Genomic DNA, 23720 nt, shown 5'->3' with positions numbered 1-23720 from the left:
ATGCGGGTCTGCCCTCCTACGGATTGTTGTAGATTATTTCCGGAAAGTGCCGACATCGGGGTCGGCACATCCCGGTAAATCGCTCCAACAATCCGTATCAGTCGTCGCGCTGCTCGCTCATGTGCTCCCAGACCTCCGCACAGCCACAGCCGTCTTCGATGTCCGCCAGGTGCTCCTCGTCCTCGGTCCGGGACGGGCTAGTTTGGTTACTCACTTTGCGAGTAACTACTGGTAGCCAGCCACTAATAGATTCCGGCGGCGGGCGACGCGTTTTACATCCCCTGCCACACATGAGCGTGTATGAGCGAGCCTGCGGACGTGTTCGACCTGGTTGGGCTAACCGAGTACGAGGCGACAGCGCTGGAACAGTTGCTCTCGCTCGGACGAACGACGGCCCCCAATCTCGCGGAAGCCAGCGGCATCCCGAAGGCCCGAGTCTACGGCGTACTGGAATCGCTGTCCGACCGCGGCTTCATCAAGGTGATTCCCGGCCGCCCCAAGGAGTACCAGCCCAAAGCCCCCGATGAAATCCTCGACCGGGCCGTCGAGAACCACCGGCAATCGTACGAATCCTTCGCTGCCGAGATCGACTCCGCCCGCGAGGCCTTCCTCGCCGAATACGAGCCGCGGTTCGAACGCGCCAGCGAGGACATCTCGCCGACAGCCGAACTGTTCCACGTCGTCGATGTTGGCGAACCCAGCGAACGCGAGACCAGGCGGCTGTACGACGATGCCGAGGACACGCTCCGGGTCATCACCAACAGCTTCGCTTATCTCGATAACGTCGGGCGCGCTCTCGAAGCGGCCCTCGAACGTGGCGTCAATGTCAGCATCCTGTTCCTCCATCCTGACAACCTCCCAGCCGAGAAGGCCGCTGTCCAGGCCGAGATCGTCGACCGGCTGGCGGCGGAGTATCCCGCCGTCGATCTGCGGTTCAGCACGGAGAAGCTCCCCTGGCGCGGCACCCTCGTCGACCCGAGCATGGACTACGACAGCGGCGAGGCGATTCTGCTGGTCGAGGAACCGGACGTGCCAAACCACATGCGACAGGCCGCGATTACGGACAACGGGTCGTTCGTCGCCGGGATGAAGCGATACTTCGATCTAATCTGGGAGTACGAGAGTGTCCAGCGTCCGAACTGAGACTACGCCACGATGTCGTCGTATAGTGCGCCGTACTGCTTTGCAACGGCCGTGATAGTGTACTTTTCTTCGACCAGATCGCGACCCGCCCGGGCCAGCGACTCGCGGCGTGATTCGTCCGTTAACAGCCGCTCCAGACAGTCCGTGAGACCGCCGACGTTGTCGACCGCATGATACAGCGCCGCACCGTCGTACAGTTCTCTGAACGTGTCGATATCCGAGAGCACCGTCGCGGTTTCCGCGGCCAGGGCCTCAGCGACGGCCGAACAAAACCCTTCCCAGCGGGACGGCATTGCGAAGGCGTCGACGGCCTTCGCCATAGCGTAGACAGCCCGGCGTTCGACCAGACCAGCGAAGGAGACCTGTGATCGGATACCGAGTGTCTCGGCAAGCGATTCCAGGCGTGCCCGTTCGGGGCCGTCGCCACAGATGACGAGTTCGACCGGTCGGTCGGCCTGCTCGTTCAGCTCGGCGACGGCCCGAATCAGCGTGTCCTGTGCCTTCTGTTCGTAAAGCATGGCCGCGTTACCGACGAGGAAGGCGTCGTCCGCTGGGGTGACGCCGTCCGGGAGCGCAGGCGCGGTCTCGTCGATGCGGTCTATGTGGACGCCGTTCGGGATTCGCCGAACCTTTCGTTCGGGCAGTATTGCCCGCTCCCAAGAGGTAAACGACTGATAGACGCTCTCGGAGATACAGACGACACGTCTGGCAAGTGGATTGGTGACACCGTTTGCTATCCGCCCCTTCCGGGTGAACCCGTCCCGGGTATTGCCCTCACGGGAGACGGCCGGGACGCCGACCCGTCGCGCAATGACCTTTGCGAAGGCCGCTGAGTGGTTGTGGTGGGCCTGGACGAGGTCGTACTCTGAGAGGATTCGGGCAGCGCGGTGATACGTGGCCGAGTCGATACCAAGCGCCGTATCCGGCGCGTCGAGGGACCGAACGTCCAGTAGCTCTTCGCCGGCGAACTGCCCCGAGTCGAACCACGTCAAGATATCGACAGTGTGGTCGGTGTGCCGTGTCACCGCCGTCGCGATCTCCGCCGGGATGCTCCCTTCGCCGACCGCGTTCACCACGAAACAGATATCCAACGAACCCACGGTGGTGGGCCTTCGCTGAGGCCAGGCAAAACGGTTGCGACCTCAGGCGTACCCCAGGTCTTCGAGACGCTCCATCATCGAGTCTGAGACAGCAATGTCGTCGTCGCCCGCCGAATAATCGAGGTCATCGATCAATTCGTCCATCCGGTCACGGGGGGCTTCGAGGGTGCTCGTCCCTGATTCGACGAACTCATCGTCGAAGTCCTCGTACCCGTAGTAGTCCTCGGCTGTGGCGATGCCGTACAGCTCCCGGTCGTACGTCGAGAATTCGTCGGTTTGACCGGCCGCCTCCAGTTTCCGTTCGCGCCACATGTTCAGGCCGAGATACTCCGCCAACTGCGGTGCATGCGCTACTGGCGACCGAAGGTCCCGCCCGCGGCCCTCGTACTCGGTGTCCCCGACACCGGCCATCTCCAGTATCGTCCGGTGAACGTCGATGAGGCTGACAACCTCTTCGCGCGTCTCCCCGCTGTCCATCCCCCATATCGACAGCGGGACGTGAGTCAGCTCCGGATAGAGGCCCAGTCCGTGGCCCCAGATCCCCTTCTCGCCGAGGTTTTCCCCGTGGTCGGAGAGCGTGATCACGTAGTCGAATTCATCGCTGAGTTCCGCGAATATCGCCTCGTATTTGTCGGAGAGATACCGCACCGAGTCGTCGTAGGCCTGCCGGATGGTCTCGGCGTAGGCCTCGTCGACCGGTTCTTCTTGGACGGACTCGGCGAACCCTGGCATCTCCTCGAACTCCACTGTCCGGTACTCCTCTGGCGGTCTGTACGGCCCGTGGGCCTCCATCAGGTTCATAAAGAGGAAGGCGTCGTCCGCGAAATCGGTGCCACGGACGTGTGAGAGTGCCTCCTGTGCCCCGGAGTCGGACACGGTATGGGTCCGATATTTGATCTCCAGTCCGTGTTTGAGACTCGGGACCGTGTCGCAGTCGCCGGAGAGACACGCCCACAGAGCCTTGAGATAGCGCTGTGGTCCTTCGTCGCGGTGTTCCCGGATGAACGCGTTCCACTCGAAGATGTCGTCGGTCGCGTTGGCGTGTTTGGAGTTCCAGGAGCCGTTGTAGCTGTCGAATCCCCGGTCCCAGCCGAACTGTCTGGAAATCTGAACGTTCGCGCTGAAGGCGTGGGTTTCCAGTCCCTCGTCCTGTAGTCGGCGGGGAAGCGGGGGATTGGGCGGGGTGAACTGGTGGGAATTCGCGTTCGTGCCTGTCTCGCTCGGATAGAGCCCAGTGAACAGCGAGGCGTGTGACGGGACAGTGTAGTGACTCGGCGCGTATGCGTGCTCGAACGTGGTCCCCGGGAGCCACTCGAAGTGTTCATCGAAGGCGTCCTTACGGAGGGTATCCAGCACGACCAGGGCAATACTAGTCACACGTAACGGGAATCACGTCGCCAGTATAAATCTCACTACGTCAAGCTACATGTAGCCGAGGTCTTCGAGCTGGGATGTCACCGCGTCGTTGTCCTCGATAGAGAGCGATTCGCCGCCCGGGCCGCTGTGGTCGTGGTTGCGCAGTTCCGTCTCGATTGCGCCTCGCACGTCGAGGACGCTATCGATCTCCTCGACAAGACGCGACGACGTGCCCGCCACCATCGCCTCGTGGGTGTGGACGCCGTCCTGGAGGCCATGGTCGCTCACGAGGAGGAGTTCGTCGTCCTCGCGGAGGTCGCCCACAACCTCACCGACGAACTCGTCGAGTTCGCCGTAGGCCTGCATCTGGAGTGTCGGGTGGTCGTAGGAGACGTGGCCGATAAGATCGAGCCCACTCGTGTACGCGAAAACGAGCTCTTTTTGCCCACCTCGGAGCGCTCTTCGTGCCCGAGCGAGGCGGATCATCGACATCTCCAGACACTGCTCGTAGAACGCCGCCGGGTCGGCCGAAGTGTGGCCACCCGGGGCGCTCCCGTCACGTTCGAATAGGTCTCCGAGGTTCCGCCGGAGGCTGTGCTCTCGGTCCTCGTTTTCGGGGTCGACGACGTAGTTCGGGATACCGATGGTCGCCGCCTCGCGGCCGTCAAACACCGTCGATAGCCCGTTTTCCTGGTAGTAGGTCGCCGGAACGCGGAACGCGTCTTCGCCGGTGTTGTTGAGCAGCCACGCGCCGATTCTGGTCTGGAGTCCGTCGGGCAGCAGGTAGTTCGCGGCCGCACTCCCGTACCGTAGCAGGGGGTTCTCCCAGGCCACGCCGTCATCGAGTTTGAGCCCGTGCTCTTCGGGCGTGAGCCCGGTGATAATCGTCGGCCACAGTTCGTGGGTACTTGGCTCCCCCTCGACGCTGTTTATCGTCTCGATGGACCGATGGCTGTCAAGGGTGAGGTTTGGGTGGTCCGTGGAGTCCACCAACTCCGGGTCCAGCGCGTCGATACCGAGGACGACCAGCACCATGATTGTCTCAATTCTGCGACGTGTCCATTTAATACTTATCTACTTCGGCTACTCGGCGTAGCCCAGTGCCTCCAGGCGGTCCTGAACAGTCCCGTCATCGACCGTCTCCGGTTGGGACGAATCGAATTCGACCCACGGGACAGCCGTCAGCGGTCGGATGCCCACCTTGCAGGGGTGTTCGTACATCGTGGCGTCAGTGAGGCGGCCAAACACCTCGCCATGGTCGGCGGTGACGACGACAGTGTGACCGTCGGCGACCCACGACTCGATGGCCGGAAGGAGCGTTCGCCAGATGCTCCGCACCGAGGCCCGATAGGCACTGTAGGCCCGTTCAACGTCGATCTTCCCGCGGGCCATCGCCACCTGCATTCCAGCTATCTCCTCGCCATCGTCCGTCCACGGACCGAGGTCCGGGTAGGCGAGTTCCCATTCGTCGTCGATTCGCGCGACGTAGGGCCAGTGGGGCTGCTGGAGGTGTGCGATAACGGGTGACGAGTCCTCGTTGATATGCTCGGTGACTCTATCGAGGACCGGACCGGGCAGCACGGTCTGGCGGCGCTCGTCCCAGTGGCTCTGCCAGAAGTGTTCTATCGAGTCGGCCTCGAACTCGAACTTTTGATACTGCGGATTTGCGGTCAGGACCGTTTTCCCGGCGAACAGGCCCCGGTCTGCGGCAGCCGTGAGCCAGTCCGGGGTACAACTGGCCGGCGTGGTCACTTCCTGAACAGGCCAGTCGACAGCGTCCCGACAGGTGTCGAGCCGACAGGCGTCGAGAACGAGCAGCACGTCCCAGTCGCCCGCCGCGATTCGCTGATGCTGGTCAGCGCCGGCCATCGAAGTGGCCCGCTGGAGCAGCCACTTCCGAAGCCGGTATGAGAGCTGCTCGCTGGCGCTGGTGTCAGCCGTCGGGCTCTCGGGCATGCGTCCGGATATCCCACCATCTGTCATAAATCATCCGTCTCCATCCGGAACCGGAATATAAATTACCGGAGGACAAATCATCAGAAACTACACTGTATGTCGACGCCGAATATCGTCTGGATTACTCTCGACAGCCTCCGGTCAGATCACACGACCATCGGGGGCTACGAGCGCGACACGACCCCGGAGATGGCCGACCTAGCCGCCTCGGGCCACGGGTTCGATACGTGCATCGCCCACGGTAAATCTACGCTGCCCTCCAGCGGTGCGATCTTGACGGGCTACGCGCCGACCCACACGAACATCGGCATCGAGGGGAACGCGGTTCCGGACGGTATGACGACGGTCGCAGAGCGGTTCCGCAGCGCCGGCTACCGGACGGCCTGCCTGTCCCGCAACTCGTATGTTAGCTCTGCAACCAACCTCGACCGCGGCTTCGACCGGTTTCAGTGGCTCGCCTCATCAACGATTCACCGGGCCGGCGCAAAGACCCTCGCCTCGTACCTCTGGAACATCCGGAGCCACTCGGCCGGGCTGACGACGGACACGTCGAAACACGCGTCGCCACTGCTGATGAACGGTGTCGCGAAGCGATGGCTGGGTGACTTCGAATCCGAGTCTGACCCGTTCTTTTTCTATCTGCATTACAACGAACCCCATCGGCCCTACTACCCGCCGGGGAAATACCTCGATGCCTTCACCGACGACCTAGCGATGTCCGGGCACGAGGCCGCCGAACGTGCGCTCGAGATCCACTACAACCTCGATGAAATCGTCGCAAACGGCTGCGACCTGACCGATGAAGAGTGGGCCGCGCTGCGTGCGATGTATGACGCGGAGATCGCATACACGGACGAGATGGTGGGGCGGCTCGTCTCACATGTGCGCTCGCTCGATCTCGGCGATACTGTCGTCGTGGTGACGGGGGACCACGGCGAACTGTTCGGTGAATGGGGCTTACTCTCGCATAGCTACGTCCTGAACGACGCCGTTACACGCGTCCCGCTCGTCATCAACGGACTCGACGAGCCGCTGACCGTTGAGGATGACGACATCATCCAGCACAGCGACGTGATGCGGACGCTGCTCGAAGTCGCCGGCGTGGACGGCTCGGATACCATCGGAGTCGACCTCCGCGAGGAGGGCCGTGAATTCGCCGTCTCCCAACGAGGTCCGAACACGTACGAGGAACTGCTCACACACAACCCTGACTTCGACTACTCGGCGTTGCACACCGGGACGCTGAACGCGCTCCGAACAGAGGAGTGGCGCTACCAGGAGAGCCCAGATGGAGCGGAACTGTTCGACCTGGCCGACGAAGAAACCGACGTGCGCGAGGCGCATCCTGCGGTTGCCGAGTCGCTACAGTCCGACCTGACCGACTGGGTTGAAGCGAACGGCCAGCCGGTGTCCGAGGGCCAGCACGAAGAGTTCTCCGACACGGTCCAGCGCCAGCTCCGAGATCTCGGCTACATGGAATGAGGCTCGGCAAGACTGCGCTCTCGCATTTCGTCTCGCAGGTGATCGTTTCGCTGGCCGGGTTCGCAGCGACGTGGCTCATCGCCGTCGTACTCGGCGCGAGCGGGCTGGGTCGGTACTCAGTTATCGTCTCGCTTGGCTTCTTCTGGCTCGTTGTTCCCGGAAACGCCGTCGCGAATGCGATGAAAAAGCGCATCAGCGAAGGCGACAGTCCGGCGGAATTCATCGGCGGCGGCATCCTGCTCAACGTGGCTATGGCTGGCGTGCTCGGCGTCCTGGTTCTAGCGGCCGGTGAGCTTCTTGGCGGGATCGTCTCCCGCAACCGCGAACTGATGCAGGTCCTCATCGGATATGACGTGGAGATCGTGGTCATGCTGATCGCGACGGTCGCATACCGCACGGCACAGGGGAGCCTGCAGGGGCAGAAACGAGTCGCCACGACAGGCTGGCTCAAGGCCGGCGAGCGCGTGACGCGAACCGCCCTGCAGGTCGGTGCGCTGCTGGCGGCGATGGGTGTGGCTGGTATCGCGCTGGGCCACGCCTTGTCGCTGGCTGTCGCCGCCGTGGCCGCCTTCCTGCTTAGCGAGCGGCGGCCGGCGCTGCCCACTGTCGACCAGCTCCGGAGTCTCGTCGACTACGCCAAGTACGCGTGGATGGGGGCGCTCCGAGGCCGGGTCTTCGGCTGGCTCGACACCATCTTTCTCTCGTTTTTTGTCGGTGCAGCTCTCATCGGCATCTATGAGGCGGCGTGGGGTATCGCATCGATGCTTGCCATCGCGAGTTCTTCGATCAGCCAGACGCTTTTTCCCGAGGTCAGCGACCTGAGTACGACAGACGGCTACGACCGTATCGTCCACTACCTCGACGAGGCGTTGGCGTTCAGCGGTATCCTCGTCATCCCGGGGTTCGTCGGCGCGGCCGTCATCGGCGAGCGGGTCCTCCGGTTCTATCGTCCGGAGTTCGAACAAGGCGCAACGGTGTTGCTCATCCTCATCGCGGCGTATCTCGCAGATGTGTTCGCTTCCCAGTTCACAAATGTCATCAATGGGGTTGACAGGCCCGATGCAGCCTTCCGTGTTAACATGGTTTTCATCGTCTCTAACGCGATCCTGAACGCAGTTCTCATCTGGCAACTCGGCTGGACGGGTGCGGCCATCGCCACCGCGCTGTCGTCGGTGATTCGGGCGCTGGTCGGTTACTGGGTGCTTGGGAACATCGTCGGCTCCATCCGGATTCCCTACCGGACGCTCGGCACCCAGGTCGCCGCCGCCGCGCTGATGGCCGCCGCAGTCTCCCCCGTCGCCATGCTGATGCCTCCGGGTCGGCCCGGGACGCTGTTCCTCGCCGGCTTCGGTGGGGTCGTCTACGCTGTCGTCCTCGTCGTCATCTCGGCGCGGGTCCGCGCGAAAGCCCTGCTGCTCATGCCGGAAACGATACTATAGCAATCCTTAATTGTGCCACTGGCGGACGCAGTATCATGACCAATATCCTCCTCGTTACTATCGATTCGCTCCGAGCGGACCACGTGGGGTACCACGGGTACGAGCGAGATACGACGCCGAATATTGACGCGTATGCCGAAGAGAGCAGCACGTTCATGAACGCCTTTTCTCATGTCGGTGGCACCCGGTTTTCGTTTCCCAGTATCCTCTCCGGCGTGACGCCGATGATGTACGGCGGCCACGAACGCATCTCTGCGGACCAGACGCTTATTTCGGAAGTACTCGACGACGCCGGCTACCGCACCGGCGGGTTTCACTCGAATCTCTACGTCTCCGGGCAGTTCGGCTACGACCGGGGCTGGGACGAGTTCTACGACTCGGCACCGGATGAATCGACCACCTCGAAGTTCCGCAAGTGGGCCAAGACGAACCTCGACGGCCGACTCCTAAATCTCCTGAAGCGGGGCTACGATTTCATCGAGTCGTCGCAGGGTATCAACGTCGGGTCCTATCACGTCCCGGCCGACGAAATCACGGACCGAGCGATCCAGTTCATCGAGGACAGCGACGATGAAACGCCGACGTTCGTCTGGGCGCACTACATGGATGTCCACCATCCGTTCCTCCCGCCCGAGGAGTACCAGCGCGAGTTCCGGGACGAGCCGGTGTCCGACAGCGACTCGATCCAGCTTCGCAGAAAGTTCATCGAGGAGCCCGAGGCGGTGACGGAGGAGGAGCACCAGACGTTCATCGACCTCTACGACGCGGAGATACAGTTCAACGACGCGGAGGTAGGCCGCCTTATGGACGCCGTCGAGGCGAACTGGGGCGACGACTACGTGATGGCCCTGACGGCAGACCACGGCGACCACTTCCTCGAGCATGGCTACTTCGGCGGGGCCAGGTTGCTCGACGTAAAGAACCATGTCCCGCTCTTGATCAACGGCTGGGACGACACGGGCAGCTACGATGAGCTGGTCGGATTGACTGATCTTCCCTGTACGCTCGTTGATACTGCCGGCATCGACGTTCCAGACAACTGGTTCGGACAGAGCCTCCGGCGGCTTGTCTTCGATGGGGAGTGGGACCGCACCGAGATTCTTGGCGGCTACCGTGATAGCGATGGCTACGAGCATATCCGCGTTCGGGAGCCCGAGTGGAAGCTCATCGCCCACGAGGATGACGAAGCCGACGAGTTGTATGCCCTGACAGACGACCCTGAAGAGCAAGTGAACGTCATCGAGGATCACCCATCCGAAGAGCGGCGGCTCCGCAAACGGCTCGATGACCACCGGCAGCTCGTCCGGGCCACACAGGCAGACGATGTCCAGCGCCCGGACATGGACGAAGAGGTCAAGGAACGACTCCGGCGACTGGGTTACGACGAGTAGCCGGCAGCGGATTCGAGAATCCCACGGTACCGCTCACAGGCCGCCTCGAAGCTGTATTCTGCTTCGATCAGATCACGGCCGGCGGCGCTGATGCTGTTTCGGTCCTCGCTGGCAAGGCTGTCGAGTATCGTTTCCCGGAGAGCTTCTGGGTCCCGCGAATCGATGAGATAGCCGGTGTCGCCCTCGCGAACAACGTCGGGAACACCCGAAACCGGGGAAGCGAGGACCGGCGTCCCACAGGCCAGCGACTCCAGGATTGTCGTTGGGAGCCCCTCCGTCGGCTGTGACGGCAGCACGAGCAGGGAGAGGTCATTCAGTTGGGCGGGAACGTCGTCGTGCTCTACCCAGCCAGTGAGTTCCACCGTGCCGTCGTCGATTTCCGACGCGAGTTCGGCTTCCAGCCACTCTCGGAGGTCGCCGTCACCGATGAACCTGAACGTAACGTCGTCGGGCAGTCCGGCGGCGACGGAAGCGAGCTCTCGAATTCCTTTCTCTTCGTCGAGTCGCCCGAGGAACCCGACGACGCGGTCGCGGTCCGCATAGGGCCGTTGCACGCGAAACTCGTCTGTCCGGACGTAGCGTGCACCCGTCGGGTATACCGTCGGGGCTTCCGGATGCAGATCTAGTTGGCGAGCCATCTCCGGCGTGTAGGTGACGACGCCGTGGGCCGCGGCGAAACCGGCCCGTTCGAGTGCGCGTACCGTGCCGGCGAGTCCGGCCGCCACTTTGTCGGGCAACTGCTGTTCCCAGTTCAGGCGGAGCGTCAGCGGTACGTCGCCGCGTGGTTCGACGAGGACCGTCTTCCCGAGTAGCCGAGCTACGACAATCGGCAGCAGGTACGACGTTGCGCCGAAAAAGAGCACCACCTCCTCGTCCCGGTCGGCGATGACGCGACACATCCGGAGCTGGTTCAGGAGAAACCGGAAGGCGGCGACTAGCACCGAGTTACCCGCCCCCTTCTGCGTGAGTTCGACCAGTTCGTGGCGCTCGCGGATCTCGGAGTCGGCGGGCAGGTCCGCAGTCACAAGTGCGACAGACGTGATCGCAGAGAGGATATCGAGCAGGCTTCGCGTGGCGTTCTCGCCGGCGGCAGCAAGCGGATGTGTAACCACGCAGACGCTCGGGAGGTCCGTTTCCTGTGTCCCCGCCTCGCCCGCTTTGTTCCGGTGTGTTGTCCCCGTCATCTGTTACCCCCAGACAGTCATCCCGTACAGGTAGCCAAAGCCGACGAAAGCGGTGAGGGCAAACAGGAACACGAGCTGCAACACGCCGGCTACCGAAGGCGAGCGGATGAGATTCCAAATCCGGGCAGGGGCAAACCGAAACAGGAGATCACCCAGGAAGTCGGACTCCTCGCCGGTCGACTCCGGTACGAACACTTCCATCCCGCGTTTCGAATACCCTTGCCAGAACGCCCGGTCTAACAGCCAGCCTGGGTCGGTTCGGTAGTCGAATATCTTGTGAGCGACGAGCGCGTCCGGAGTGTAGTACACCCCCTCGTCGTACTCGGTGCGCAGGCGCGCACAGAGTTCTGTCTCACCGCCCTGAAGGTTCTTCTCGCCCTGACGCCCGCCGATATCGTCGTCAAAGCCGCCCAATTCGAGAAATACATCTCGTTCAAAGGAGATGTTCGAGCCGAAGGTGTTGCGCACCACCCCGGCTTCGTCGGGGTCGCCGTTCGGGCCGAACCCGCGGTGGGTCACGCCGATGAGCCAGTAGAACTCCGCGGGCAGAAAGCTGGGTTTGCCGGCGACCCACGCCGGCGTCATTCGGCCGCCCACCGCGAGCGCGTCGTGGCGTTCGTAGGCAGCAACTAACGCCTCGACCCACTCCTCGTCGGCGATAGCGTCGTCGTCGAAGAACGCGACCACGTCGCCGGTGGCGACTTCGGCCCCGTTGTTCCGGCTCTCCAGCAAGCCGACGTTCTCGTCGTTACAGTAGGTGAGAACGTCGTCCCGGTCGCCGAAGTCCGACTCGTACTGTTCGTACACCGTCCGGTCGCCGTCGGAAACCAAGACGAGTTCCACGTCGTCGTAGGTCTGGGCTAAGACGCTCTCGGCCGCCGCTCGGCAGTCGTCGTAGCGCTCCATCGTGTGCGTACAGAGCACGACCGAGACTCGCATAGTCGGTGGTGTGCCAGCGGTGCTGTTAGGCGTTTCCATCCTGGGTTCGTACGGAGGTCAAAAGGCTTATGCGCGCCTTGGCAGTTTTTCCGTGCAATGAGTCAATCACGGGGCTATCTTGACGACAACCCCGAACTCGAGTCCGCCCTGGAGTGGGTCGAGCGCTGGTACCACGTTCCGGTCCTCCTGGTACTGCTCGGGTTCATGCTGTGGAATCGCGTCAAGAGTTGGCAGAACTTCATCGTTGACGGCGAGGTGCTTTTCAGCGGAAACGACGCCTGGTATCACTACCGTTCGACGAAGTACGTCGTCGAGAACTGGCCTGCGACAATGCCGTTTGACCCCTGGACGTATTTCCCGTACGGGACTACTAACGGACAGTTCGGAACGCTGTTCGACCAGATCGTCGCGACAGTCGCCCTGATTGTCGGTCTCGGTTCCCCCAGCGACCAGACGATCGCCATGACGCTGCTGTTTGCACCGGCTGTGTTCGGTACCCTCGTGGCAATTCCGACGTACTTCCTCGGGCGGCGACTCGGCGGCCGTATCGGCGGTGTGACCGCGGTCACCGTGCTCGCGTTCTCGACGGGGTCGCTCCTCCAGCGGAGTCTCGTCGGGTTCTCGGACCACCACGTCGCTGAAGCGCTCTTTCAGGTCCTCGGGGTCCTCGGGGTCATGGTCGCTGTCAGCGTTGCCGCGCGGGACAAGCCGATCTACGAGCAGTTCGTAGAGCGGGACATCGACGCGTTGCGGGATACTATCTGCTGGTCCGTGCTGGCGGGCGTGGCGATTACGCTGTATCTCTGGACCTGGGCTCCCGGTGTGCTCCTCCTCGGCATCCTCGGCGTCTTCTTCCTGGTCCGATTGTGTCTGGAGTACATCCACGACAGCAGCCCTGAACACACGGCCATCGCTGGTGCGATTACGATGACGACGACCGCCGTGTTGAGTGCATCCAGAATCAACGTCCTAGAGATCACAGCAACAGAGCAATCGCTGCTACAGCCGGGCTTGGCGCTGGCTGTTGGTCTCGGCTGTGTGTTCATGGCGTGGCTGGCCCGAGTTATGGAGCAGCGCGAGTACAGTCCGTACACGTATCCTGCGACCGTGTTCGGGATCCTCGCTCTCGGGGCCGTTCTGATGGCGGTGTTGACCCCGGACCTGTGGGGATATTTCACGCAAAACATAATGAGAGTGATCGGGTTCTCGATCAGCGAATCGGCTGATACCGTCGGCGAAGCCTCACCGCTTCGGGACACTGGTGTCCTGTTCAACCGACACGGATTTGCCGCCGTCGTCGCTGGGATCGCCGGCCTCATCCTGCTCGGAAAGCAGTTCCTCTCCGACGACGCTCCCGCGGAAGAGCTACTTGTGGTCGTCTGGGCCCTGTTCATTCTGTCCGCGACGTTCACTCAGCGGCGGTTCGCGTACTACCTCGTCGCGCCGATCGCAGTGCTGTCGGGGATGCTCGTCAGTCGCTTCATCGTCTGGTTCGATTTCAGCGCTGACGACGGCATCGAGTACTATCAGGTCCTGACGATTCTCGCGGTGATTATCGTCATCGTCGTCCCGCTGTTTGCCCTCGGCACGGCACCGGTCGAAGCAGGCTCTACCGGTCCCGGACCGGGGATTCAGAACTGGGACGAGAGCCTCCAGTGGATGGAGGCGAACACGCCCGCAGAAGGGGCGTACGGCTCCGGCGGTTCGGCGACACTCGACTACTACGGCACCTATCAGCAACAGGAGGACTTCGACTACCAGGAGGGTCAGTACGGCGTCCTGTCATGGTGGGACTACGGACACTGGATCACGACTAGGGCCGAACGGGTCCCGAACGCGAACCCGTTCCAGCAGGGAACGGACACGGCCGCGCCGTTCCTGATCGCACAGAACGAAACGGAGGCAAACAATATCCTCGACAGTACGGACGAGGATGACGCGAAGACCCGGTACGTCGCTGTCGACTGGCTAATGGCCGAAACGAACGGGAACATCGGCGGGAAGTTCTTCGCGCCACCGGCCTTCGTCGACGGAGTCCAGACCAGTGATTTCTACACTCGGATGTACGTCCCCCAGGGCAATGGCCTCCGGTCGATAACGTTCCAACGGCAGGCCTACTACGAAACGATGGTCACGCGGCTGTACCGGTTCCACGGGAGCGCAGCCGAACCCCAGCCGATCGTCGTCGACTGGGAGGTAAAGGAGACGAGTCAAGGCGCACAGTACCGCGGCGCGCCGACAAACGAAGAGGAACCGGAAGGGCAACAGCAGGGCCGGGTCTACCGCCAGTTCCAGAGCATGGACCAGGCTCGCCAGTACGTCCAGAGCGATACGACATCCCAGATCGGCGGGTACGGCGACAACCCCAGCGAACGGGTGCCCGCAATGGAGCACTACCGCTTAGTCGGCTCCAGTGACACCGAAGCGTTCCCGGACAGTCCGCGGTATCAGCACTCCGCCTGGACGAAAATCTTCGAGCGCGTGCCCGGTGCGACGGTCGAAGGCTCCGGGCCGGCGAACGCGACAGTGCGGGCCGCCGTGCAAATGCGCAACCCGGCTACGAACAAGACGTTCGTCTACCGCCAGCAGGCTCAGACCGACCAGAACGGGAACTTCGAGATGACGGTTCCCTACTCAACCACCGGGTACGAGGAATGGGGCACGGACGAAGGGTACACGAACGTGAGTGTGCGTGCCGAGAGCCAGTACCAGTTCTCGGCGGTCGGGACCAACAACGGAACACGGACGAGTTTCATCGGGACGACCGATGTCACCGAGGGACAGGTCATCGGCGAGGACGACTCCGCCGCAACCGTCGAGCTGGAGCCGATAACGATCCAGCAGGGCGGCAACGTGACCAGCGGCGAATCGCGGGCTCCGGTGACCGCGGACGCGGCTCAGGCTGGAACGTAGCGAATAGCGACCACTCGTCGCTGTCCGACCGGCTATCCGACGCAACTGATTTTCCGCGTTTCCTGTGTGAGACCCGATCTACCGGGGACCTATCTGCTCAGAAGAAACAACAGCAGAAGACCGAGCGATCACTCGGCTAGCGGATTGAACGTCCCGTTGATGTCCCACTCGTGGAGACAGTGGGGGTCGCCCGACTGCTTGGTGTCGTCCTCGGTGACGATACGCCAACTGTGTCGCTCTGGGTCCCACTCGTCGACCCGCCCACATCGCTCACACTCCCGCTTGCGTGGGGTGACGATTTCAGCCATACCTGGTGCAAGCGCGTGGGTCGTTATCAGGCTGCCGGTCCCTGACCGTTTTGCCCGTCGGCCCCGAACCGATGGTCGATGGGCTTTCACACGTTCGACGTTGACCGGGCGGCGCAACTGGAGGACGCGAGCCGGTACGAGTACCTCTCGGTCGACGAATTGCTGGCGCTGTTCGACCCCGATACATCGACGGTCGTGGCAGACCTCGGGAGCGGCACGGGGTTCTACACCGACCACGTCGCGGCCGCTGCTGGGCGCGTGTACGCCCTCGACGTGCAGCCGGGGATGCACGAGCGCTATCGTGAAAAGGGGCTACCGAGCAACGTCGTGCCGGTCACGGCCGACATCGGGAGCCTACCGTTTTCGGACTCGCTCGATGCCGTCGTATCGACGATGACGTTCCACGAATTCGCATCGCCAGCCGCGATGGAAGCCGTGGCGGACGCACTTGTCCCGGGTGGACGGGTCGCTATTGCCGATTGGACGCAGGCGGGCGCTGGCAACGAGGGGGCGCCCCGTTCGGAGCGGTACGCGGCCGACGACGCCGTCGAGTTCTGTACCGACGCCGGCATCGAGGTGCGTCGAGCGGAGGACAGACGGGAGACGTTCGTGCTAGAGGGCGTGCTGTCGGAGTGAGATTTCAGAAGTCCGGGAGGTCGTCCGCGCCGACCTCCTCGGCCTCCCAGTCGATGTACTCGTCGGCCAGCACCTCACAGACGACCTGGCCGAACTCGGTCAGGCCGGCGTTGATACCCGAGACGGTACCCCAGGAATCGATGTCCGGATGGATCTCCCGCTCGCGCCAGTCCTCGGGCAGGCCCGGGGCGTGGTAGCCGACGCGGCCCGCGAAGGAGTCCCAGAAGAAGTCGAACTCCGCGATGAGGTCCAGGTCGGTGACGATTTTCCACTGGTCGGCATCGAGTGACGCGTTCGCGGCCCACTGCTCGAAGGCGTCCGCCCACGCGCCGTCATCGAGGGCCTCGGCGAGTTCCTCGCGCCGGTATTCGTCGCCCTGCACCTCCGCGTCGTCGTACTCGTCGGCAGCGACGCCGGTGGAAAGTTCGGGTCGCGTCGGCGTCTCGACATCGAGTGTCATAGTCGTTGTAGGTGGGGGAGCGGAATAAAGGTCATACTGTTGGCTGTGATTGCCTGAAGAGATTCGCCACTCCGAGTTGCAGTGTTCTCCCTGATGGAGCCGCCAGTGTCAGCGCTTCGCTTCCCCGTCGAGGGCGCGCTGGCGCAGTCGTTCGCCGCGGTCGGTTTCTACGGTCACGTCCGGAACGGAAACCGGATTCCGGTCCTCGTCGACGGCGACGTACACCGAATACGACTCCGTCGTCGATTCGGACTCGCCGGTTTTCGGGTTCTCTCTGGCGGCCCGGAGACGGACCTTGACGCTCGTGTCGCCGGTGTCGTAGACGAACGCCTCGATGAGTGCCGTGTCACCGACAGGTATCGGCCGCTTGAAGTTCACTTGATCCATTCGGGCGGTGACACACGTTTCGCCGGCAAAGCGCATCGCCGACATCGCCCCCAGTTCGTCCATCCACTTCAGGACGTTTCCCCCGTGTGTTGCCCCCAGATGGTTCGAGTGGTTGGGCTGGACCATCCAGCGGTTCTCGATATAGGTTTCCAGTACCGTCGGCATGGCCCGAGGTTAGCCAGGGCCTGGGTTGAGTCTATCGAACGGACCGCAAAAACCGGTTATGCGGAAACGTACTGCGCTTCCCACTCCTTCCGGGCGTCGAGTTCGCGCTGGCCGCGCTTGGTCAGCGTGTAAAAGTTCGTCCGGCGGTCGCGTTCGCCCTTCTCGATAAGCGCCTTCTCGACGAGCGTGTCAAGGTTCGGATACAATCGGCCGTGGTTGACCTCGCTCTCGTAGTAGTCTTCGAGTTCTTCCTTGATCGCTAACCCGTGGGGCTCGTCCAGCCCTGCGATGACGTACAGCAGGTCCCGCTGGAATCCGGTCAGGTCATACATCGTATATCCGAGACAGTTTGACCCCATACATATCAGTCTTTTGAATCGGGGGGATAATCAGGGTTCACCGAATCCCGGCACCGTCCTGTAGTTACCACAAAATCTGTGCCTGTATTAACAGGACAGTCGGTAATAGCTTCGGTGTTTGACGAAGACATACAATGCTGCGAACATGATTTTCCCCGCCGTTTCCCGGTAGCAAACTGGACCCGACAAGGGTAAAGGAAACGAATGTGTAACGCGGGTGATGACCGAACACGCGGAGTCGGCGGCAGACGAGTTCCCGGAGCCGTCAGGGTCCGGGCGCGTCGATGTCGTCGGAACCGCTCACGTCTCCGAGCACAGCGTGCAGGAAGTGGAATCAGCGATCGAAGAGGCCGAGCCCGACATCGTCGCCGTCGAACTCGACGAGGGCCGGTATCGCCAGATCAAGGGCGAGACGCCCGACGACCTCGACGCGAGCGACCTCCTTCGCGGGAACACCGTCTTCCAGTTCCTCGCCTACTGGATGCTGTCGTACATCCAGACCCGCCTCGGCGAGCGGTTCGATATCGAGCCGGGCGCGGATATGAAGGCGGGGATCGAAACCGCTGAACGGCTGGGCCTCGGGGTCGCGCTCGTCGACCGGGACATCCAGACGACCGTCCAGCGGTTCTGGGCGCGATTGACGGCCGTCGAGAAACTGAAGCTTATCGGCAGTCTCGCAGCCGAGATGGGACCGCCGTTGACGGTCGGAGTGACCGTCGGTGCCGTCCTGGGCGGGATGTTCGCCGTCGTCGCCGGGGCCTTCGGTGGCCCGTTTATCGTTCCGGGCGGCTCCCTTTCGGGCATCCTGCCCGGCGGTCTCGCCGGGGCGGTCGAGGGCTTGCTCGATACACTGTTGCTCATCTGTGTTGTGGCGGCTGGCATCGGAATTCCAATCGCCGCACTGTTGACCCGGTTCCGCAGCGAGGCCGATGTCGAGGAGTTCGACATGGAACAACTGACCGACACCGACGTGGTCAGCGCGATGATGGAGGAGTTCCGCCAGTTCTCCCCCGGCGGCGCGGAGGCGTTGATCGACGAACGCGACGCGTTTATCGCGCACCGTCTCGTTGCGCTCCGCGAGGCCGGCTATCACGTGCTGGCCGTCGTCGGGGCCGGCCACCGCGAGGGCATCGAAGGCTATCTCGACAACCCGGAGACGCTCCCACCGATGGAGTCGCTCACTGGGACCGAGAGCGGCCGTCGCGTGTCGCTGTACAAACTCATCGGCTACGGCTTCGGCGTCGTCTTCCTCGTCTTCTTCGGGCTGCTCATTCTCGGCGGTGCGAGCCAGGCCGTCCTGCTGCGGCTGTTCGTCGCGCTGGTCGTCGTCAACGCCGTGCTGGCCGGCGGGCTGGCAAAGGTGGCCGGCGCACACTGGTCGAGTGCCATCGCAGCCGGGGCCTTCGGCTGGCTGACGAGCCTGTTTCCGCTGCTCGCGGCTGGCTGGTTCGCCGGCTACGTCGAACTCCGGTATATCTCTGTGAACATCAGCGATATCGGAACGCTCAACGAGATCCTCAACGACCAGGAGTCGCCGATACTGGACCTCGTCAACCGCATGCGGCAGGTTCCGCTGTTCCGGCTGATCCTCGTCGTCGCCCTGACGAACGTCGGGAGCGCAATCGCCTCCTACGTCGTCTTCCCGCTGTTGCTGCCGTACATCTCCTCGGACATCGGCGGGATGGAGGGGGTCTCGCGGCTCCTCTGGCAGGGCGTCCGGGAAGGGACGCAGATACTTGTGGGGGTGCTCTGATGGCTGGACGATCACAGCGGACCGCCACCGGGGGCCAGACAGTCGGCGGTCTCACCTTCAGCCAGCGCGAACTCCGGGACCTCCTCATCGCCTGGCTCGCGCTCGGACTGGCGTTTACCTTCTTCCTCGAACGGGAGTTCCGACGCATCGTCTTCCTCCAGTTCGGCGGGCTGTCCACGGCCGAAATCATCAGTACGTTCGCGGTCAGCCTGCTGACCGTCGGCATCGGCTTCCTGCTGCATGAACTGGCCCACAAGGTCGTCGCCGTCCGCTTCGGCCAGATCGCCGCGTTCAAGGCCGACTACAAGATGCTCGGGTTCGCCGTTCTGGGCGGCCTCGTCGGCTTCCTGTTCGCCGCACCGGGCGCGGTCGTCCACCGCGGCCGCCTCACGGCCAAACAACACGGCCTCATCGCCGTCGCGGGGCCGGTGACGAACCTCGCGCTCGCCGTCGTCTTTCTCGTCCCATTCGTCTCGGCGCTACTGTCGGGCACGGGCGGGTTCCTCTGGGAAGTCGCGCAGATGGGCCTGCAGATCAATCTCCTGCTGGCCGGCTTCAACATGCTGCCCTTCGGCCCGCTCGACGGCCGGACGGTCCGCGAGTGGAGCACGCCGGTGTTCCTCCTCGTGGCGGTTCCGTCGATTCTGCTCGGAATAGTTGGACTGCTGTTCCTCCCACAGATGCCCTGAGCTAAGGCGGTACTTGAACAGGCTACCGTCATCACGGTCATGTTTGGCTTAACAGAAACAGACACAAAGAGCCAGAAAGCCCCGACTGGCTGAACTCGGGGACCTCGCTGCGGTCCTCACTCCGTTGCGGTCCTTGCTTCGTCCGCTGTCGTTCAGCCAGTCGCCCCTTTCAGCCCCACCCGTAGCCGGTTGGTCATCCAGTATGGGTGGGGCTGAAAGGGGCCGTTCTCTTGGCGAACCTCGGCGACGTAAGCACCTACTGGAGCGCAGCGAGCCGCGGGAGCCAAGAGAACGGGGGCTTTCTGGCTATTCGCACACTAGTTCTCTTAATCACACACCGTCACTTACGCCGGAACGACGCTCTTTTGCCCGCGCCACGCGCGCTCTCGGGTATGACCGACGAATCCGAATCTGCTGACGACGCCGAGGGCGAGGAGGGACTGACCTACGCGGAAACTGGCGTGGACATCGACGCCAGCGAGGCGGCAACGAAGGCGCTCATCGGCGCGGCCGGTGAGTTCGAGGGCGACTACGCCGGGCTGGTCGACATCGGCGACCAGTACCTCGCGCTCGCGACGGACGGCGTTGGCACGAAACTCCTCGTCGCCGAGGCCATCAACGACTACTCGACTATCGGCATCGACTGCATCGCGATGAACGCCAACGACCTCATCGCGGCCGGCGTCGAACCGGTGGCGTTCGTCGACTACCTCGCCGTCGAGACGCCGGACGAGGAGACGAGCGAGGACATCGGCGCTGGCCTCCAGACGGGTGCCGAACGGGCCGGCGTGGCGCTCGTCGGCGGCGAAACCGCAGTGATGCCGGATGTCATCAAGGGACTCGATATCGCCGGTACCTGCGCAGGGCTGGCCCCGAAAGACGCCGTCTTCCCCGGCGAGGCCGAGCCAGGCGACGCCATCGTCGGCTGGCCATCCTCGGGTATCCACTCCAATGGTCTCACGCTCGCACGCGAGGCGGTCACGCGCGACCACGAGTACACCGATCCGTTCCCGCCGAGCCCCGACAGGACCATCGCAGAAGAGCTGTTGACGCCGACGCGGATCTACAGCGAGGTACTGGAACCGCTCCGGGCCAGCGAGACGCACGCCGCGGCCCACGTCACCGGCGGCGGCTGGACGAACCTCACACGGATGGGGGGCTACCGGTACGAGATCACGGACCCCTTCGAAGCCCAGCCCGTCTTCGAGTTCGTTCAGGACGAAGGAGAGGTAACCGACGAGGAGATGCACCGGACGTTCAACATGGGTACCGGGTTCGTGGCTGCAGTCCCCGAGGTCGACGCCGAGAAGATCGTCGCCGACAGCGAAGACGCTCGCGTCATCGGCACGGTTGCCGAGGGTGACGAGGCAGTCGTGATTCGGGGTCTCGAGCTGACCGAGTGAGCGACAGGAGAGATAGAAAACAGTCGGGCGGACTCAGGCAGAGAGGATGTCTTTGCCCGCGGTCTCCTCCGCGATCCGAATCTGGAGCGCCTGGCGGATGTGGTATCTGGCCGCCTCGGACTCAGCGTTCTCGAGGGCCTTTTCGAGTTCGGCATACAGTGGGTCGCTGGGGTTTGGCATGTCGCTATATCTTTCGTTAGTGAGAATAGACATATACCCCTGACACTGTTTTCGGTATTAAGCCCCTCCTACGGGGAGTACGCAGCCACTATCGCTGTTTCCGTTTCCGAGAATTGGAGTTAGCTGACCGTACGCGCGATGTCCGCTTCCGTTATGACACCGATAGTTTCCCCGTCCTCGACGACCATCACGGCAGCATTGTGGTTCAGGTAGGCGTCGACTTCGTCGATAGGAGCATCGGGTTCGACGGTCGCAATCGATTCGTTCATCACCTCGGCGACGGGGAGTTCGCCGACGTTCTCCTCGGGGCGCTGGCGGATGTCGGAGTTCCCGATGAGCCCCTGTGGGGCCCCGTCCCGAATGACGGGGACCTGCGAGTAGCCTTTCTCGTCCATCAGCTCTTTGGCCTGGTGGACGGAGTCGTCCGGAGCGACGCCGACGACGGGGGCGTTCATCAGGTCACGGGCCTTGATGATGCCGCCCTCGGCTTCTTCGAGCGCGGTTACAATCCGTCGGAGCGTCGACAGCCGCGGGTCCACGTCGCCCCCCTCGATGCGGGCGATGAGCGGTTGCGAGACATCAGCCCGCTCTGCGAGTTCGCTCTGGGTCAGCCCGAGTTCGTTCCGGCGCTCCCGCAGGTCCTGCGGCGTCGGTAAATCCATATCCAGCAATTACCGCAGGTAATATAAAAAGCCAACGGCTACCGAAGTGAGCAAATCGGGTGGAGAACGGTCTACGCCTCGGCTTCGGCCTCGTCTTCGTCGGCTTCGGTCTCGAATACCTCGATGACTTTCAGCGGCACATCCCGGAGCGCACCGCCGATTTCGCTCTTGGCGATCCGCTGGGCGTGTTCGGGGGATTCGGCGTTGAACACGTCCATCTCAAGCACCAGTCCGACAAGCGCCGTGTCGGCCGCGATGAACGCGGAGTCGAACGGTTCGCCACAGGCCGGACAGCCGGTCGCGCCGACCTCGACCTCTACGTAGTCCATCTCGGCCTCGTTGAGGCGCTTCCCCGCTTCGCTCACTGCTACACCGATAGCGTCGTCGATGTCGTCTACGTCACGAACCAGCCAGGCTGCTTCCATCGCCACGAGGTAGTTCATACACTAGCTCTCGTGGTCCGACTATTCGATAGTTTTGATTCGCCCCCGGTGCGCACGTCACCCCGACTATCTCTATAACTTATGCGAACCAGCCGCCTGCCTCACGCCCCCATTATGTCAGTTCGGGGTTGCGTTCCGGTAGCGGTTGGGTATCTCAGAGTTTTACGCTAATCGCAAGACTGCGGCCCGATTTTTTCTTCATAATCGATAATAAATAACTGAAATTCGGCGACAAGATTTATATACCAGACTCACTCTGGATGGACCGAGGAAGATGGTAGCTCGACTGTATACCGCAACGCTGTTCGCACTGTACCAACTCACCCTGCTGCTGGGCATCATGCTGCTGCCGGTGGCGATGGTCACGGAGCAGTTCGGCCTCCGACTGCCGATAGACCGGGCCGTGTCGGGACTCAACGAGGCATACGACCAGGCGAGCGCGTAAGGCGGGACAGCCGACAGACACCTGGCCGAACGGTGGCGGTCAGGCTCACCACAAAAAGAGGTTTTATCAGCGCCGGACTGGTATCGGACGGTAATGCGAGATATGACTCCGGGGCCGGAGCTTTCTGGACCCCAGGCTGCTGACGAGTTCCAGAGCGACCCGTACGCGCCCGAAGTCGGCGAGCTCCCCGAACAGTCCGGACAGGATTCGGAGAAGGTGAACAAGACCGGGACGACCACCATCGGCATCAGCACGTCCGAGGGCGTCGTCATCGCGACGGACATGCGCGCCTCGCTGGGCGGTCGCTTCGTCTCGAACAAGAACGTCCAGAAGGTCGAACAGATCCACCCGACGGCGGCGCTGACCCTCGTCGGCAGCGTCGGCGGCGCACAGTCGTTCATCCGGACGCTTCGCGCCGAGGTCAACCTCTACGAGGCCCGACGCGGCGAGGACATCAGCATGAAGGCCCTCTCGACGCTGGCCGGTAACTTCGCTCGCGGTGGCCCCTTCTTCGCTATCAACCCCATCCTCGGCGGCGTCGACGACGACGGCCACCACGTCTACTCCATCGACCCGGCCGGCGGCGTCATGAAAGACGACTACACCGTCACCGGCTCCGGGCTCACCGTCGCCTACGGGACCCTCGAAGACCGCTACGAGGAAGATATGACCAACGAGGAGGCCAAGGAGGTCGCCGCTGCCTCGATCAACGCCGCCGCCGAGCGCGACACCGGCTCCGGCAACGGTATCTACCTCGCTGATGTCACGAGCGAGGGCGTCGACATCAACGGCTACGACTTCGAGGAACTGCTGTAATCGGGCTCTTCGCAGTTTTTCCGACGTTTGTCTCCGACGACAGCCACGGTGCTCGACCGAGCGTCCACACGCCGACCCTGAACTGACGTGCGAACGAGAGAATTATACGGT

The 23720-nt window shown here is 62.8% G+C and carries 24 protein-coding genes; 11 read left to right on the top strand and 13 right to left on the bottom strand.

All coding sequences use genetic code 11. The annotated features are described in order from the left end of the window. Nucleotides 1-300 precede the first annotated feature (300 nt). Nucleotides 301-1143, top strand: coding sequence for a TrmB family transcriptional regulator (locus tag NDI54_RS07810; RefSeq protein WP_310895896.1), 843 nt, complete (start codon nt 301-303; stop codon nt 1141-1143). A gap of 2 nt (nt 1144-1145) precedes the next feature. On the opposite strand, the gene NDI54_RS07805 is transcribed toward NDI54_RS07810, so the two are convergent. From NDI54_RS07805 to NDI54_RS07790, 4 genes are read right to left on the bottom strand one after another with little or no spacing between them, the layout of a single operon-like run. Further along, nucleotides 1146-2243, bottom strand: a complete 1098-nt coding sequence (locus NDI54_RS07805; RefSeq protein WP_310895895.1) for a glycosyltransferase family 4 protein — start codon at nt 2241-2243, stop codon at nt 1146-1148. A 42-nt stretch (nt 2244-2285) separates the two neighbouring features. Further along, entirely contained in the window at nt 2286-3620 is a 1335-nt protein-coding gene (locus NDI54_RS07800; protein WP_310895894.1) for a sulfatase-like hydrolase/transferase, read from the bottom strand. A gap of 45 nt (nt 3621-3665) precedes the next feature. Then, nucleotides 3666-4634 carry an alkaline phosphatase family protein gene (locus NDI54_RS07795; RefSeq protein ID WP_310895893.1) on the bottom strand — a complete coding sequence of 323 codons (969 nt, stop codon included), beginning with the start codon at nt 4632-4634 and terminating at the stop codon, nt 3666-3668. Nucleotides 4635-4682: 48 nt separating this feature from the next. Next, nucleotides 4683-5555, bottom strand: coding sequence for a hypothetical protein (locus tag NDI54_RS07790; protein WP_310895892.1), 873 nt, complete (start codon nt 5553-5555; stop codon nt 4683-4685). Between the two features lie 96 nt (nt 5556-5651). Between NDI54_RS07790 and NDI54_RS07785 the strand changes: the two genes are divergently transcribed. Genes NDI54_RS07785 through NDI54_RS07775 form a run of 3 tightly spaced genes read left to right on the top strand, consistent with a single transcriptional unit; the run spans nt 5652 to nt 9867 of the window. Beyond that, entirely contained in the window at nt 5652-7037 is a 1386-nt protein-coding gene (locus tag NDI54_RS07785) for a sulfatase (RefSeq protein WP_310895891.1), read from the top strand. After that, nucleotides 7034-8476, top strand: coding sequence for a lipopolysaccharide biosynthesis protein (locus NDI54_RS07780; protein ID WP_310895890.1), 1443 nt, complete (start codon nt 7034-7036; stop codon nt 8474-8476). Before NDI54_RS07785 ends, NDI54_RS07780 begins: the two co-directional genes overlap by 4 nt. A gap of 35 nt (nt 8477-8511) precedes the next feature. After that, nucleotides 8512-9867: a sulfatase gene (locus tag NDI54_RS07775; protein ID WP_310895889.1), complete on the top strand. Its 1356-nt coding sequence runs from the start codon at nt 8512-8514 to the stop codon at nt 9865-9867. On the opposite strand, the gene NDI54_RS07770 is transcribed toward NDI54_RS07775, so the two are convergent. Continuing rightward, nucleotides 9855-11051 carry a glycosyltransferase family 4 protein gene (locus NDI54_RS07770; RefSeq protein WP_310895888.1) on the bottom strand — a complete coding sequence of 399 codons (1197 nt, stop codon included), beginning with the start codon at nt 11049-11051 and terminating at the stop codon, nt 9855-9857. The genes NDI54_RS07775 and NDI54_RS07770 overlap by 13 nt on opposite strands. A gap of 3 nt (nt 11052-11054) precedes the next feature. Continuing rightward, a complete protein-coding gene (aglG, locus tag NDI54_RS07765; protein ID WP_310895887.1) occupies nt 11055-11990 on the bottom strand; it encodes a glucosyl-dolichyl phosphate glucuronosyltransferase in 936 nt (311 codons plus the stop codon). A 96-nt stretch (nt 11991-12086) separates the two neighbouring features. On the opposite strand from aglG, the gene NDI54_RS07760 reads away from it, so the two are divergent. Next, complete coding sequence (locus NDI54_RS07760) at nt 12087-14903, top strand: oligosaccharyl transferase, archaeosortase A system-associated (protein ID WP_310895886.1); 2817 nt, start codon at nt 12087-12089, stop codon at nt 14901-14903. Between the two features lie 128 nt (nt 14904-15031). Here NDI54_RS07760 and NDI54_RS07755 read toward each other — a convergent pair whose 3' ends face one another. After that, on the bottom strand, nt 15032-15211 hold the full coding sequence (locus tag NDI54_RS07755) for an HEWD family protein (protein WP_310895885.1): 180 nt from the start codon (nt 15209-15211) through the stop codon (nt 15032-15034). A gap of 78 nt (nt 15212-15289) precedes the next feature. On the opposite strand from NDI54_RS07755, the gene NDI54_RS07750 reads away from it, so the two are divergent. Next, a complete protein-coding gene (locus NDI54_RS07750) occupies nt 15290-15847 on the top strand; it encodes a class I SAM-dependent methyltransferase (protein WP_310895884.1) in 558 nt (185 codons plus the stop codon). A gap of 4 nt (nt 15848-15851) precedes the next feature. Here NDI54_RS07750 and NDI54_RS07745 read toward each other — a convergent pair whose 3' ends face one another. From NDI54_RS07745 to NDI54_RS07735, 3 genes are all read right to left on the bottom strand, one after another. After that, entirely contained in the window at nt 15852-16307 is a 456-nt protein-coding gene (locus tag NDI54_RS07745) for a hypothetical protein (RefSeq protein ID WP_310895883.1), read from the bottom strand. A gap of 108 nt (nt 16308-16415) precedes the next feature. Then, a complete protein-coding gene (locus tag NDI54_RS07740; RefSeq protein ID WP_310895882.1) occupies nt 16416-16859 on the bottom strand; it encodes an acyl-CoA thioesterase in 444 nt (147 codons plus the stop codon). A gap of 56 nt (nt 16860-16915) precedes the next feature. After that, a complete protein-coding gene (locus NDI54_RS07735; RefSeq protein ID WP_137682230.1) occupies nt 16916-17191 on the bottom strand; it encodes a PadR family transcriptional regulator in 276 nt (91 codons plus the stop codon). A 247-nt stretch (nt 17192-17438) separates the two neighbouring features. On the opposite strand from NDI54_RS07735, the gene NDI54_RS07730 reads away from it, so the two are divergent. The 3 genes from NDI54_RS07730 (at nt 17439) to purM (ending at nt 21063) form a co-directional block, all read left to right on the top strand. Beyond that, the gene (locus NDI54_RS07730; RefSeq protein ID WP_310895881.1) at nt 17439-18971 is read left to right on the top strand and encodes a TraB/GumN family protein; all 1533 of its coding nucleotides are present in this window, start codon (nt 17439-17441) and stop codon (nt 18969-18971) included. Then, nucleotides 18971-19660, top strand: a complete 690-nt coding sequence (locus NDI54_RS07725) for a site-2 protease family protein (protein WP_310895880.1) — start codon at nt 18971-18973, stop codon at nt 19658-19660. Before NDI54_RS07730 ends, NDI54_RS07725 begins: the two co-directional genes overlap by 1 nt. 392 nt (nt 19661-20052) lie before the next feature. Next, nucleotides 20053-21063, top strand: coding sequence for a phosphoribosylformylglycinamidine cyclo-ligase (gene purM, locus NDI54_RS07720; protein WP_310895879.1), 1011 nt, complete (start codon nt 20053-20055; stop codon nt 21061-21063). Nucleotides 21064-21096: 33 nt separating this feature from the next. Here the strand turns inward: purM and NDI54_RS07715 are convergent, their stop codons facing one another. The 3 genes from NDI54_RS07715 to NDI54_RS07705 form a co-directional block, all read right to left on the bottom strand. After that, nucleotides 21097-21276: a hypothetical protein gene (locus NDI54_RS07715; protein WP_310895878.1), complete on the bottom strand. Its 180-nt coding sequence runs from the start codon at nt 21274-21276 to the stop codon at nt 21097-21099. An 86-nt stretch (nt 21277-21362) separates the two neighbouring features. Continuing rightward, complete coding sequence (locus tag NDI54_RS07710; RefSeq protein WP_310895877.1) at nt 21363-21905, bottom strand: CBS domain-containing protein; 543 nt, start codon at nt 21903-21905, stop codon at nt 21363-21365. A gap of 71 nt (nt 21906-21976) precedes the next feature. Beyond that, on the bottom strand, nt 21977-22348 hold the full coding sequence (locus NDI54_RS07705; RefSeq protein ID WP_137682236.1) for a DUF555 domain-containing protein: 372 nt from the start codon (nt 22346-22348) through the stop codon (nt 21977-21979). Between the two features lie 274 nt (nt 22349-22622). On the opposite strand from NDI54_RS07705, the gene NDI54_RS07700 reads away from it, so the two are divergent. Both NDI54_RS07700 and psmB read left to right on the top strand, forming a co-directional pair. Then, complete coding sequence (locus NDI54_RS07700; RefSeq protein ID WP_310895876.1) at nt 22623-22793, top strand: hypothetical protein; 171 nt, start codon at nt 22623-22625, stop codon at nt 22791-22793. A gap of 93 nt (nt 22794-22886) precedes the next feature. Further along, on the top strand, nt 22887-23609 hold the full coding sequence (psmB, locus tag NDI54_RS07695) for an archaeal proteasome endopeptidase complex subunit beta (RefSeq protein WP_310895875.1): 723 nt from the start codon (nt 22887-22889) through the stop codon (nt 23607-23609). The last annotated feature ends 111 nt before the right edge of the window (nt 23610-23720 follow it).

Source organism: Haloarcula terrestris, from assembly GCF_031624315.1.
GTDB lineage: Archaea > Halobacteriota > Halobacteria > Halobacteriales > Haloarculaceae > Haloarcula > Haloarcula terrestris.
This window is presented reverse-complemented; position numbering and strand designations above follow the sequence as displayed.

Coding starts and splice junctions, on each gene's coding strand:
- NDI54_RS07810 (WP_310895896.1), top strand. CDS start 301: ATGAGCGAGCCTGCGGACGTGTTCGACCTGGTTGGGCTAACCGAGTAC.
- NDI54_RS07795 (WP_310895893.1), bottom strand. CDS start 4,634: ATGGTGCTGGTCGTCCTCGGTATCGACGCGCTGGACCCGGAGTTGGTG.
- NDI54_RS07790 (WP_310895892.1), bottom strand. CDS start 5,555: ATGCCCGAGAGCCCGACGGCTGACACCAGCGCCAGCGAGCAGCTCTCA.
- NDI54_RS07785 (WP_310895891.1), top strand. CDS start 5,652: ATGTCGACGCCGAATATCGTCTGGATTACTCTCGACAGCCTCCGGTCA.
- NDI54_RS07780 (WP_310895890.1), top strand. CDS start 7,034: ATGAGGCTCGGCAAGACTGCGCTCTCGCATTTCGTCTCGCAGGTGATC.
- NDI54_RS07775 (WP_310895889.1), top strand. CDS start 8,512: ATGACCAATATCCTCCTCGTTACTATCGATTCGCTCCGAGCGGACCAC.
- NDI54_RS07770 (WP_310895888.1), bottom strand. CDS start 11,051: ATGACGGGGACAACACACCGGAACAAAGCGGGCGAGGCGGGGACACAG.
- aglG (WP_310895887.1), bottom strand. CDS start 11,990: ATGCGAGTCTCGGTCGTGCTCTGTACGCACACGATGGAGCGCTACGAC.
- NDI54_RS07760 (WP_310895886.1), top strand. CDS start 12,087: ATGAGTCAATCACGGGGCTATCTTGACGACAACCCCGAACTCGAGTCC.
- NDI54_RS07755 (WP_310895885.1), bottom strand. CDS start 15,211: ATGGCTGAAATCGTCACCCCACGCAAGCGGGAGTGTGAGCGATGTGGG.
- NDI54_RS07750 (WP_310895884.1), top strand. CDS start 15,290: ATGGGCTTTCACACGTTCGACGTTGACCGGGCGGCGCAACTGGAGGAC.
- NDI54_RS07745 (WP_310895883.1), bottom strand. CDS start 16,307: ATGACACTCGATGTCGAGACGCCGACGCGACCCGAACTTTCCACCGGC.
- NDI54_RS07740 (WP_310895882.1), bottom strand. CDS start 16,859: ATGCCGACGGTACTGGAAACCTATATCGAGAACCGCTGGATGGTCCAG.
- NDI54_RS07735 (WP_137682230.1), bottom strand. CDS start 17,191: ATGTATGACCTGACCGGATTCCAGCGGGACCTGCTGTACGTCATCGCA.
- NDI54_RS07730 (WP_310895881.1), top strand. CDS start 17,439: ATGACCGAACACGCGGAGTCGGCGGCAGACGAGTTCCCGGAGCCGTCA.
- NDI54_RS07725 (WP_310895880.1), top strand. CDS start 18,971: ATGGCTGGACGATCACAGCGGACCGCCACCGGGGGCCAGACAGTCGGC.
- purM (WP_310895879.1), top strand. CDS start 20,053: ATGACCGACGAATCCGAATCTGCTGACGACGCCGAGGGCGAGGAGGGA.
- NDI54_RS07715 (WP_310895878.1), bottom strand. CDS start 21,276: ATGTCTATTCTCACTAACGAAAGATATAGCGACATGCCAAACCCCAGC.
- NDI54_RS07710 (WP_310895877.1), bottom strand. CDS start 21,905: ATGGATTTACCGACGCCGCAGGACCTGCGGGAGCGCCGGAACGAACTC.
- NDI54_RS07705 (WP_137682236.1), bottom strand. CDS start 22,348: ATGAACTACCTCGTGGCGATGGAAGCAGCCTGGCTGGTTCGTGACGTA.
- NDI54_RS07700 (WP_310895876.1), top strand. CDS start 22,623: ATGGTAGCTCGACTGTATACCGCAACGCTGTTCGCACTGTACCAACTC.
- psmB (WP_310895875.1), top strand. CDS start 22,887: ATGCGAGATATGACTCCGGGGCCGGAGCTTTCTGGACCCCAGGCTGCT.